12 protein-coding genes and 1 tRNA gene are annotated in these 11,618 nt (G+C 47.7%); 6 read left to right on the forward strand and 7 right to left on the reverse strand.

From position 1 onward, the window contains the following. The first annotated feature begins 4 nt into the window (after window positions 1-4). Window positions 5-1,363 carry a VasL domain-containing protein gene (locus FQ015_RS16345; RefSeq protein WP_001355442.1) on the forward strand — a complete coding sequence of 453 codons (1,359 nt, stop codon included), beginning with the start codon at window positions 5-7 and terminating at the stop codon, window positions 1,361-1,363. A 17-nt stretch (window positions 1,364-1,380) separates the two neighbouring features. Then, window positions 1,381-1,860, forward strand: coding sequence for an Hcp family type VI secretion system effector (locus FQ015_RS16350; RefSeq protein ID WP_000013183.1), 480 nt, complete (start codon window positions 1,381-1,383; stop codon window positions 1,858-1,860). A 342-nt stretch (window positions 1,861-2,202) separates the two neighbouring features. Here FQ015_RS16350 and FQ015_RS16355 read toward each other — a convergent pair whose 3' ends face one another. From FQ015_RS16355 to dnaQ, 3 genes are all read right to left on the reverse strand, one after another. Continuing rightward, entirely contained in the window at window positions 2,203-2,988 is a 786-nt protein-coding gene (locus tag FQ015_RS16355; protein WP_001053624.1) for a hypothetical protein, read from the reverse strand. 330 nt (window positions 2,989-3,318) lie between these two features. After that, a tRNA-Asp gene (locus FQ015_RS16360) sits at window positions 3,319-3,395 on the reverse strand. 132 nt (window positions 3,396-3,527) lie between these two features. Further along, window positions 3,528-4,259 carry a DNA polymerase III subunit epsilon gene (gene dnaQ, locus FQ015_RS16365; RefSeq protein ID WP_001308374.1) on the reverse strand — a complete coding sequence of 244 codons (732 nt, stop codon included), beginning with the start codon at window positions 4,257-4,259 and terminating at the stop codon, window positions 3,528-3,530. A 64-nt stretch (window positions 4,260-4,323) separates the two neighbouring features. Here dnaQ and rnhA point away from each other — a divergent pair, with 64 nt between their 5' ends. Then, entirely contained in the window at window positions 4,324-4,791 is a 468-nt protein-coding gene (rnhA, locus tag FQ015_RS16370) for a ribonuclease HI (protein ID WP_000917883.1), read from the forward strand. On the opposite strand, the gene FQ015_RS16375 is transcribed toward rnhA, so the two are convergent. After that, the gene (locus FQ015_RS16375; RefSeq protein WP_021556435.1) at window positions 4,788-5,510 is read right to left on the reverse strand and encodes a class I SAM-dependent methyltransferase; all 723 of its coding nucleotides are present in this window, start codon (window positions 5,508-5,510) and stop codon (window positions 4,788-4,790) included. The two genes, rnhA and FQ015_RS16375, sit on opposite strands and share 4 nt — an antisense overlap. A 33-nt stretch (window positions 5,511-5,543) precedes the next feature. Here FQ015_RS16375 and gloB point away from each other — a divergent pair, with 33 nt between their 5' ends. Both gloB and mltD read left to right on the forward strand, forming a co-directional pair. Further along, the gene (gloB, locus tag FQ015_RS16380) at window positions 5,544-6,299 is read left to right on the forward strand and encodes a hydroxyacylglutathione hydrolase (protein WP_160524275.1); all 756 of its coding nucleotides are present in this window, start codon (window positions 5,544-5,546) and stop codon (window positions 6,297-6,299) included. A gap of 71 nt (window positions 6,300-6,370) precedes the next feature. Next, the gene (gene mltD / locus FQ015_RS16385; RefSeq protein ID WP_039021715.1) at window positions 6,371-7,729 is read left to right on the forward strand and encodes a murein transglycosylase D; all 1,359 of its coding nucleotides are present in this window, start codon (window positions 6,371-6,373) and stop codon (window positions 7,727-7,729) included. Between the two features lie 47 nt (window positions 7,730-7,776). On the opposite strand, the gene FQ015_RS16390 is transcribed toward mltD, so the two are convergent. Together FQ015_RS16390 and FQ015_RS16395 are read right to left on the reverse strand one after the other, a co-directional pair. Next, complete coding sequence (locus tag FQ015_RS16390; protein ID WP_039021716.1) at window positions 7,777-8,547, reverse strand: class I SAM-dependent methyltransferase; 771 nt, start codon at window positions 8,545-8,547, stop codon at window positions 7,777-7,779. Between the two features lie 77 nt (window positions 8,548-8,624). Then, window positions 8,625-9,425, reverse strand: a complete 801-nt coding sequence (locus FQ015_RS16395; RefSeq protein ID WP_001230983.1) for an endonuclease/exonuclease/phosphatase family protein — start codon at window positions 9,423-9,425, stop codon at window positions 8,625-8,627. Between the two features lie 240 nt (window positions 9,426-9,665). Between FQ015_RS16395 and yafC the strand changes: the two genes are divergently transcribed. Beyond that, the gene (yafC, locus tag FQ015_RS16400; RefSeq protein WP_000648583.1) at window positions 9,666-10,580 is read left to right on the forward strand and encodes a DNA-binding transcriptional regulator YafC; all 915 of its coding nucleotides are present in this window, start codon (window positions 9,666-9,668) and stop codon (window positions 10,578-10,580) included. On the opposite strand, the gene dkgB is transcribed toward yafC, so the two are convergent. After that, a complete protein-coding gene (gene dkgB, locus FQ015_RS16405; RefSeq protein ID WP_088542378.1) occupies window positions 10,577-11,380 on the reverse strand; it encodes a 2,5-didehydrogluconate reductase DkgB in 804 nt (267 codons plus the stop codon). The genes yafC and dkgB overlap by 4 nt on opposite strands. Window positions 11,381-11,618 lie beyond the last annotated feature (238 nt).

The following is an 11,618-nucleotide window of genomic DNA, read 5'->3' on the forward strand; positions in this document are numbered from 1 at the left end:
AGTGATGAGCAACAATGTACTGACACAAACTATCGTTACCGGCAGCGATCCGCGTACCCTGCCGGAGTTCAGCGCCATCCGCGAAGAAATTAACAAAGCTAACCACCCGTCACAGCCGGAGCTGAACTGGAAACTAGTGGAATCGCTGGCGCTGTCAATTTTTAAGGCCAACGGGGTGGATTTGCATACCGCCACCTACTATACGCTGGCACGTACACGTAATCAGGGACTGGCAGGGTTCTGTGAAGGCGCGGAACTGCTAGCTGCGATGATCACCCACGAATGGGATAAATTCTGGCCGCAAAGTGGCCCGGCGAGGACTGAGATGCTGGACTGGTTCAACACCCGCACCGGGAATATCCTGCGCCAGCAGGTTTCCTTTTCCGAAAATGATCTTTCGTTGCTCTACCGCACGGAACGGGCTTTGCAGCTTATCTGCGACAAACTCCAGCAGGTGGAACTGAAGCGCCAACCGCGCGTGGAAAATCTGCTTTATTTTGTGCAGAACACACGCAAGCGGTTTGAGCCGCAGCCCAGAAACCGTACTGCTACGGCGGCACAGACCATGGTCAGAACGCTGGTCTATGCGCCTGAAGGCACGGCTTCCGCCACAGCGGAAACCATGCCCCCCCTACCCGACCTGCCGGAAATGCGGGTGGAGGTGCGCGGAGTGGCAGATAACGCCGACAAAGCAAAACAGGGCGACACGGTAAAAGGTTTTGTTGCCGGTGCCGCCTGTACTGCCGTTATCGCTGCTGCACTCTGGTGGTGGCAGACGTACCCGATGCAGCGGCAGCTTACAAAGGTCAGGGATACCACACAGGGAGCAGCCACCGTCTGGCTGGCATCACCGGTACTGAAAGAATATGAACAGAACCTGCAACAGCTTCTGAATACCCCACCGCTACAGCCGCTGGAAACCGGAATGCAGATGATGCGCACCGCAGACACCCTCTGGCCGGAAAGCCTGCAACAGCAGGAAGCCAGCCGGATGTGGAGCACCACGCTGAGAAACCGGGCGCAAGCCAGTCCGCAGATGAAGGGCTGGCAACAGGCGCGGCAGAATTTGCGGGATTTTGCGGATCTGATGATGAAAAAGGAGACGGAGAAACAGGGTTTCACCCTCTCGTATATCAAAACGGTGACCTGGCAGGCCGAACGGTTACTGAATCAGGAAACTCCACTGGAGTACATGCTGACGCAGTACCAGGAGACCCGCACGCAGAATCAGGACACACAAGCGCTAGCAAAAGAGATCAACCAACGGCTGGATGGGCTGTTAAGCCGCTGGCTGTTGCTGAAAAATACCGGACAGGATATGGCAACGGACAACAGCACCGTGCCAGTCCCTCCGACCCATTGAGTTTAAGGAGAATAACAATGGCAAATCCCGTCTATCTGACACTGAACGGAGAACTTCAGGGGCTGATTTCATCCGGATGCTCGTCAATGCCGTCCATCGGTAACAAAGCTCAGATTGCACATCAGGATCAGATCATGGTGACGTCACTGTCCCATGGTCTGAGCCGGGCGCAGAATGTCAACCACCAGGAGCTGACCATCACGAAACCGGTGGACAAATCTTCCCCCCTGCTGGGCAAGGCCATTTCGGAGAATGAATGTCTGACCTGTGATTTTGTATTCTATCGCACCAACCGCTTTGGTGTTAATGAACCGTACTACAAGGTGAAACTGACTAACGCCCGGATCTCAAACATCGGCCTTACCGTTCCCCATACCATTAACGACAGCCCAGGACAGCCGGAAGAGTCTGTGTCATTTACCTATGAGAGTATCAACTGGGAGCACAGCGTCGCCGGAACCAGTGCGTACAGCCTTTGGAGTGAACGGATTTTCTAAGTTACCTGGGAGTTTTTCATCTGCATTATTGTTATATTTTAAAAAGGCAATTTAACATCATAAAATAAAATGATAAAGTACGGTTAATCACGAATAAAAATTCTTAATTAACCGTACCTGCTGTTTTATAGATGTGTATGATGTATTTTTGACAGTTCAACCGAAAACTCGAACTACAGCTTATATGTTGAGAGAACAATAAATAACTTTAGTAAAGTTTTTTACTACTCCTAAAAAAAATATATATGTAAAATTAATTAGCAGACTTGAACCAGAGTATAAATAGAAAAGAAAATGCTCTTTCTTGCTAAGTACCATTAAAACGTCTGGTATAAAACCTTACTACTGATAGCGATTCACCAGATCTTTAACCACTGCTGCGTACGTTTTCTGCTTAAGTTGTGAAATCTGCTGTTCTGCCACATCAAGGCTGTCAGAATTTTTATTCCCTATCTGCGGAAAAATCACTTTCGATTCATAATTCACAGGCGACCAGGTAGCCCACTCACCTGTAGCCACATCCACCAGCGTGAATCGAACCAAATAACGCAGTGACATCGTGTCAGTCAATTTTTGATTTTTATAATCTGACCAAACTATTGATTTCAATCCAGAGTCATATTTTCCTGTCTGCAACGTATCCTGGAAAACAATAATCGCTTTCTGATGGCCTTTTGCCGCAACAAAACGTAATGCCTGCATCCAGTTCATATTTTCGGCATCTACAACATCCAGACTTTCATCTTTGTTTTTGTCTTTATTACAAGTTACAGGTTTTTGCCTGTCAGGAATGCCAGAAAATGTGGCAACTGTATAATATTTTCTCATCTCCTCCTGCATAATGGTTTCCGGTGCGCGACTGCCAGACTGAACAAGTATAACGGGAGAATTAAGAGGCACACGAAACTCATCTCCTTCAAGCGCAGCTTGAATATCCTCCTCGGATACAGCCAGTGTGGTTTCATTACCATATAAATCTTTGTCTGTTAGTTGCTGGGGAACGTTTTTATTAATAGAACTTTGTGCGGTTTGAGTTTTTTTCTTTTTTTCATCAATAGGAGATTCAGAGGCACATCCTGCAAGCAGCGAGAATAATACACATATACAACAAACCCTTCTTAAATTCATAATCGGACACTCCCTCGCCTGTCATAATCATGGTAATGTTTAGCTAACGATTTTTAATTATATACTCCACTTGAATCAGAACAAACAAAAATAACAGCAAATATAAATTCATTAAATCAATAGAAAAATGAAAATCATAACATGCAAATATATTTAAATTGAATGATTCGATAGTATGATTAAATATTAATGATATGGTCTACCATATGTGATTAACACATTTACAGCATAACAAAATCATAGACCGAAGAAATAGCGTGATTTAAATGCAAAAAACCGCAAAATTAAAAATCTTGCGGTTCTCTGAACCTCATTTTCATGAGGTGAATTTGGCGGAACGGACGGGACTCGAACCCGCGACCCCCTGCGTGACAGGCAGGTATTCTAACCGACTGAACTACCGCTCCGCGTTTTGTTCCGTTGGGAACGAGGCGAATATTACGGATTGCCTCACCCTTCGTCAACGGTTTTTCTCATCTTTTGAATCGTTTGCTGCAAAAATCGCCCAAGTCGCTATTTTTAGCGCCTTTTACAGGTATTTATGCCCGCCAGAGGCAGCTTCCGCCCTTTTTCTGCACCAGATCGAGACGGGCTTCATGTGCCGCAAGCTCTTCATCTGTCGCAAAAACAACGCGTAACTTACTTGCCTGACGCACAATGCGCTGAATTGTTGTTTCACCTTGTTGCTGTTGTGTCTCTCCTTCCATCGCAAAAGCCATCGACGTTTGACCACCAGTCATCGCCAGATAAACTTCCGCAAGGATCTGGGCATCGAGTAATGCCCCGTGCAGCGTTCGTTTACTGTTATCTATTTCGTAGCGGGCACATAACGCATCGAGGCTGTTGCGCTTACCGGGAAACATTTTCCTCGCCACCGCAAGGCTATCGGTGACCTTACAGAAGGTATTGGTCTTCGGAATATCGCGCTTAAGCAACGAAAACTCGTAGTCCATAAAGCCGATATCGAACGCTGCGTTATGGATCACCAACTCAGCGCCGCGAATATAGTCCATGAACTCATCGGCTACCTCGGCAAATGTGGGCTTATCGAGCAAAAACTCATCGGCAATACCATGTACGCCAAAGGCTTCTGGATCCACCAGCCGATCGGGTTTGAGATAAACGTGAAAGTTATTGCCCGTCAGGCGACGGTTCACCACTTCAACGGCACCAATCTCAATGATCTTGTGGCCTTCATAGTGCGCACCAATCTGGTTCATACCGGTGGTTTCGGTATCGAGAACGATCTGGCGTGTAATTGCAGTGCTCATAGCGGTCATTTATGTCAGACTTGTCGTTTTACAGTTCGATTCAATTACAGGAAGTCTACCAGAGATGCTTAAACAGGTAGAAATTTTCACCGATGGTTCGTGTCTGGGTAATCCTGGACCCGGGGGTTACGGCGCTATTTTACGCTATCGCGGACGCGAGAAAACCTTTAGCGCTGGCTACACCCGCACCACCAACAACCGTATGGAGTTGATGGCCGCTATTGTCGCGCTGGAGGCGTTAAAAGAACATTGCGAAGTCATTTTGAGTACCGACAGCCAGTATGTCCGCCAGGGGATCACTCAGTGGATCCATAACTGGAAAAAACGTGGCTGGAAAACAGCAGACAAAAAACCAGTAAAAAATGTCGATCTCTGGCAACGTCTTGATGCTGCATTGGGGCAGCATCAAATCAAATGGGAATGGGTTAAAGGCCATGCCGGACACCCGGAAAACGAACGCTGTGATGAACTGGCTCGTGCTGCGGCGATGAATCCCACACTGGAAGATACAGGCTATCAAGTCGAAGTTTAAGCCTGTGGTTTACGACATTGCCGGGTGGCACCAACCGCCTGGCGAATTCGTGGCTTGTTTTTACTCTGTTTCATCGGATTTAGCGTTAAAGGAATAGTCCGTTTCCGGGCAACGATAAGTTGTAAGCAACCAAGCGCAGGAATATGCGCATTCAATAGTTTTCCACCGTGTTTGTTCCACGGGAGAACGTGGAAACGGCTGGCGTGCAGCACTTCAAAATTCAACAAAGAGAGCCAGTCCAGTTGCCGCATCAGAGTAAACATCCGGCTGTTATAGGGCGAGTTTTTTCGCAATACCGGCACAAGTTTGCGTAATCCCATTAAACTGATGGGATTGAAGCCGCTAATGACCAACCAACCATCATCAATCAATACCCGATCGGCTTCACGTAATAAACGATGCGGATCGGTGCACCACGGCAATGTATGTGCCAATAGACAAACATCAACGGATTTATCGGCAAAAGGAAGATGAAGTGGGTCCGCCTGTACCTGGACGGGCATTCCTTGCGCAGAAACATTCACTTGATGAGAAACCGCGCACGCTTCGCAATTGATTTCTGCGCTTAAATTGCCAATCTTAAGCAGATGAAAACCATACATTTTAGTGAACCACGGGTTGAGCTGGCGCTCCAGCGCTTTGCGATAAAGCTCTCCCCAGGGCAAATCGCCCCAGCAATCAGGAGCCACGACAGTTTGAGGGACTCTTGCCGGTTTCATCACAACCTTCCGTTTCACACTGAGAGGTAATCTATGAATCTTAACAGTATTCCCGCCTTTGATGACAATTACATCTGGGTTTTGAATGATGAAGCAGGTCGCTGCCTGATTGTCGATCCCGGAGACGCAGAGCCAGTATTAAACGCCATTACCGCCAATAACTGGCAACCGGAGGCCATATTTCTCACTCACCATCACCACGATCACGTTGGCGGCGTAAAAGAACTGGTGGAAAAGTTTCCGCAAATTGTGGTGTATGGTCCACAAGAGACACAAGATAAGGGAACAACACAGGTAGTCAAAGATAGCGAAACTGCCTTCGTTTTGGGGCATGAATTTAGTGTAATTGCCACACCGGGTCACACTTTAGGACATATCTGTTACTTCAGTAAACCTTATCTATTTTGCGGCGACACGCTGTTTTCTGGTGGGTGTGGTCGGTTGTTTGAAGGGACACCATCACAAATGTATCAATCACTTAAAAAGTTAAGTGCGTTACCTGACGATACATTGGTATGTTGTGCTCATGAATATACCTTATCAAATATGAAGTTTGCTTTGAGTATTCTTCCGCACGATTTGTCCATAAATGATTATTATCGTAAAGTTAAGGAGTTACGGGCAAAAAATCAAATAACACTACCCGTAATTCTGAAAAATGAGCGGAAAATTAATGTTTTTTTAAGAACGGAAGATATTGATTTAATTAATGTAATTAATGAAGAAACATTATTGCAACAACCTGAAGAGCGTTTTGCATGGTTAAGGTCAAAGAAAGATAGGTTCTGATAAAACTTTCTTGTCATCGGCTCCGTTCGCCGTTATGATCGGTCGTCTTTTAAGCAACTATTGACACACACATGAAGGCAAAAGCGATATTACTCGCCTCTGTCCTGCTCGTGGGTTGCCAGAGTACCGGCAACGTTCAACAGCACGCACAGAGCCTTTCTGCAGCTGGTCAAGGGGAAGCAGCAAAGTTTACAAGTCAGGCACGATGGATGGACGATGGGACGTCTATCGCGCCAGATGGTGACTTGTGGGCTTTCATTGGCGACGAGCTAAAGATGGGAATTCCGGAAAATGACCGGATTCGCGAACAGAAACAGAAATATTTACGCAATAAGAGCTATCTCCACGATGTAACTTTACGGGCAGAGCCGTATATGTACTGGATAGCCGGGCAAGTTAAAAAACGTAACATGCCTATGGAACTGGTACTACTACCCATAGTGGAGAGCGCTTTTGATCCTCACGCGACGTCTGGCGCCAATGCCGCAGGCATCTGGCAGATCATTCCGAGCACGGGGCGCAATTATGGTTTGAAACAGACCCGCAATTATGACGCGCGTCGCGATGTTGTTGCTTCAACGACTGCCGCGCTGAACATGATGCAGCGTCTGAACAAGATGTTTGACGGCGACTGGCTTCTGACCGTAGCGGCTTATAACAGCGGCGAAGGTCGGGTCATGAAGGCAATTAAAACGAACAAAGCGCGTGGGAAATCCACGGACTTCTGGTCGTTACCGTTGCCGCAGGAAACGAAACAGTACGTGCCTAAAATGCTGGCATTGAGTGATATTCTCAAAAACAGCAAGCGTTATGGTGTACGTCTGCCAACGACTGATGAAAGCCGTGCTCTGGCGCGTGTGCACCTGAGCAGCCCGGTTGAAATGGCGAAGGTTGCAGATATGGCGGGAATTTCCGTCAGCAAGCTGAAGACATTCAACGCTGGCGTGAAAGGCTCCACGCTGGGCACAAGTGGCCCGCAGTACGTGATGGTGCCAAAGAAGCATGCAGATCAACTGCGTGAATCTCTGGCTTCAGGCGAAATTGCTGCTGTACAGTCGACGCTGGTTGCCGACAATATGCCGCTTAACAGCCGTGTTTACACCGTACGCTCTGGCGACACGCTTTCAAGTATCGCTTCACGTCTCGGCGTAAGCACCAAAGATTTGCAGCAGTGGAACAAACTGCGCGGAACTAAGCTGAAGCCAGGCCAAAGTTTGACGATTGGTGCAGGCAGTAGCGCACAGCGACTGGCAAACAACAGCGATAGCATTACGTATCGTGTGCGCAAAGGCGATTCGCTTTCAAGCATTGCTAAACGCCACGGCGTGAACATCAAAGATGTGATGCGCTGGAACAGCGACACTGCGAATCTGCAACCAGGCGATAAGCTGACGTTGTTTGTGAAAAACAACAACATGCCAGATTCCTGACAAACCAGATAATAAAAAGGCACCGATTCCCCCGGTGCCTTTTTTATTTATGCCGCTTTATGTGCTTCTACCATGATGATATCACTGGTGAAAGAGCCATCATTCTGCAAGGCAAAATACGTTTTCACCTCTGTCGATGCGCTCTGTTGGTAAATGCGAATAGCGTCTACTAACGCTTCTGGCGTACGCATTCTCTCGACCCATGAAGAAAATTCCAGCGGTAACTTATCTGTAATTAAATTATCAACTATCAGATTGGCTTCATTGATTAACGTCAACCACTCACCGCTGGCGTAGTTTCGTACGTGAGAGGTATCGCGTAATGCTTCTACCGTCTGTAACCAGATGTCGCGCACTGGGTGGCCCGGAGACATTACGTCCATCACAATCAGCCTACCGCCAGGTTTCAATATCCTATTCACTTCACGCAGTGCTGCACCAACATCATGCCAGTGATGGGCAGAATAACGGCTGATAACAATATCAAATGCGTTATCGGCAAATGGCAGACTTTCGGCATAACCCTGGCGGGTGGTGATATTTTTCAGTTGCCGGGCTTCGGCAGCTTGTGCCACGACATCCAGCATTTGGGCAGATAAGTCATACGCCACCACCGCGCTCACGTTTTGCGCAGCAACAAAGCTGGCATGCCCTGCTCCGCAGCCCATATCAAGTACACTTGCATCAGGATAATCAGCCAGACGCACCGCCAGGCGCTGTAAATCTCGTCCGGATGCATGTACGGTACTGGTCAGATATTCGCTGGCTTGAGAGCTAAACTGCTTTTCTACGTGGTCATGGTGGGATTGTGTTGTCATTGCGCTGTCCTTTTGTTGTTTGAGTATAAAAGGGCAGCGCCAAACGTTGGTCTGCCCTGTGGCAGACCTGACATACCTTATTTATCAGGCTTGCCGGGACTGAATTCAACGAGTAGCGGATTGTGATCGGAAGCGCGCGTAACCAATACAGAAGCTTCGCTGACGTTCAGACCACGGTAGAAAACAAAATCGAGCGGGCGACCAAACGCCCGACGGCGCTGATCGTCGGTAAAACGCACCTGGCGCAGCGACATTTCCCGCGCAAAGCGATATAACGCGTTCATCCTTCTACGGCTCCAGGCATTGAAATCTCCCGCCATAATGACCGGGCCACTGTGGTGAGCTATCTGATCACCAATAGGAAGTAACTGCTTACTATAGACATCCACGCCCAGACTGAAGTTGACGGCGTGTATATTAACCACCATCAACAGGCGGGTGTCAGGTAATGGATAGACCGTCACCAGTGCCGACTTCGCCAGACGCAAAATAGGTTCTCGTTCACGTAACGGGCAGCAATACACTGGATGCGCCGCCGAAAGGGTCATTACACCGGAAGGATGTTGTGGCAGCACGAAAGCGGGTACCTGATCGGCGGCAAGATAGTTAGCGGTCGCAAACTGTACTAACTCTGGCGTTGTCTGCGCTTCCTGCAATAACACCAGATGTGCATCTTTGCCGTAGTTCTTTAATACCGACAACCATTCAGCGCGTTGCTGTTTGTATATGTTCCACACCAGGATCCGAATACGCTCTTCGGTACTTAACGGTTCTCCAGGTGGTAATGCCTGGCCGATGCTCGCAAAAGACCCCGGCGGTAAGATCCTTTCCGCAGGTTGTCCGGCAACATAGCGCATGGCATAGGTGTTTTTTCGCACTTTTGACTTTGAAACCTCTATTACGTCAACCCTTCCGCACTCGGGAGGGTTCTACTGTTATAGGGATTTTAGCTCACTCTTTCAACGAGCAATTGTATATTGTTATGTAAGCAAGTGCTTACACCGGTCAGAAATTTGCTCATTATTGAGAACATTAAATCGGATGACATATCACGCATCCTGATGGTTTAATGACAAATAAATTCAAAATATCTCATCTATTTTGCAACAGGAGCAAAAATGAAAGCCACGTCGGAAGAACTCGCCATTTTTGTTTCGGTCGTCGAAAGCGGCAGCTTTAGCCGGGCAGCGGAACAATTAGGGCAAGCAAACTCAGCGGTAAGCCGGGCGGTGAAAAAGCTGGAGATGAAACTTGGCGTTAGCCTGCTTAATCGGACCACGCGGCAACTTAGCCTGACGGAAGAAGGCGAGCGTTATTTTCGTCGCGTACAGTCAATTTTGCAGGAGATGGCAGCGGCAGAATCAGAAATTATGGAGACGCGTAATACACCGCGTGGACTGTTACGCATCGATGCCGCAACTCCAGTGGTGCTGCACTTTCTGATGCCGTTAATTAAGCCTTTCCGTGAACGCTATCCGGAAGTTACTTTATCGCTAGTCTCCTCCGAAACGATTATTAATTTGATCGAAAGAAAAGTGGATGTCGCGATACGCGCTGGTACGTTAACGGATTCCAGCTTACGTGCCAGGCCGTTATTTAACAGTTATCGAAAAATTATCGCCTCCCCCGATTATATTTCCCGCTACGGGAAGCCAGAAACGATCGACGATTTAAAGCAACATGTTTGCCTGGGATTCACTGAACCCGCTTCCCTCAATACCTGGCCGATAGCCTGTAGTGATGGACAATTACATGAGGTAAAGTACGGTTTGTCATCCAATAGTGGGGAAACACTGAAACAGCTTTGCCTGAGTGGCAACGGGATTGCGTGTTTGTCCGACTATATGATCGACAGAGAAATTGCTCGTGGTGAACTGGTAGAGTTAATGGCAGATAAAGTACTGCCAGTGGAAATGCCATTCAGTGCCGTCTATTACAGCGACCGTGCGGTAAGTACGCGCATCCGGGCTTTTATCGATTTCCTTAGCGAGCATGTAAAAACAGCTCCCGGAGGAGCTGTCAGAGAGGCTTAATCCCATTCAGGAGCCAGACCTTCCGGGCTAACCAGGCGGTCGTTGCAATCCAGTGCGGCGATCGCTTTTTTATCTTCGGCATCAAGCTGTAAATTTTGTGCCTTAAGATTACTCTCCAGGTTTTCACGTCTAGTAGAAGAAGGAATTACCGAGTAACCTTCCCCCATAGCCCACGCCAGAATCACTTGTGCCGGAGTCGCATTGTGTTTAGCTGCGATACGAGCAATAACCTCATTTTTCAGTGCCTTACCATAAGCCAGCGTCATATAGGAAGTAATATGGATGCCGTGCTGTTTAGCCCAATCAACCACTTTACGATTTTGCAGATAAGGAGAGAGTTCAATCTGGTTAGTAGCGATGTTTTCAGCGCCAACAGCAGCAATCGCTTTTTCCATCAATGGGATCGTGAAGTTGGAAATACCGATCTCACGCGTCAGACCTTGTTTTTTCGCTTCCAGCAGCGCCTGCATAAACTCTTCAACAGAGACTTCATCGTTTGGTGACGGCCAGTGGATTAGCGTCAGATCAACATAATCGGTACGCAATTTTTGCAGGCTCTCTTTCAGACTTGGGGTCAATTTATCTTTGCTGAGATTTTCAATCCAGATTTTAGTGGTGATATAGAGTTCATTACGAGGCACGCCACTTTCTGCAATCGCCTGACCTACTGCGGCTTCGTTATCATAGATTTGTGCGGTATCAATTGCGCGATAACCAAGTTCAAGCGCCGTTTTCACAGATGAAATAACAACGTCGTCTTTCAGACGGAAAGTACCTAAACCAAATGCAGGGATAGCCATAATATGCCTCTTTTAATGCTATGTTCGTTAACTGAGATGATTATGGACTTTAGACTGTTGCGGAAAAAGGGCATAAAATGCAGAGGATTTTTGCAATTATGGCAACAATAAACATACAGACGAAAAAAAACCTCGAGCGTTAACTCGAGGCTTCTTAATAAGTGGCGGAACGGACGGGACTCGAACCCGCGACCCCCTGCGTGACAGGCAGGTATTCTAACCGACTGAACTACCGCTC

This window comes from Escherichia sp. HH26CH (genome assembly GCF_009820205.1).
Classification (GTDB): Bacteria; Pseudomonadota; Gammaproteobacteria; order Enterobacterales; family Enterobacteriaceae; genus Escherichia; species Escherichia coli_F.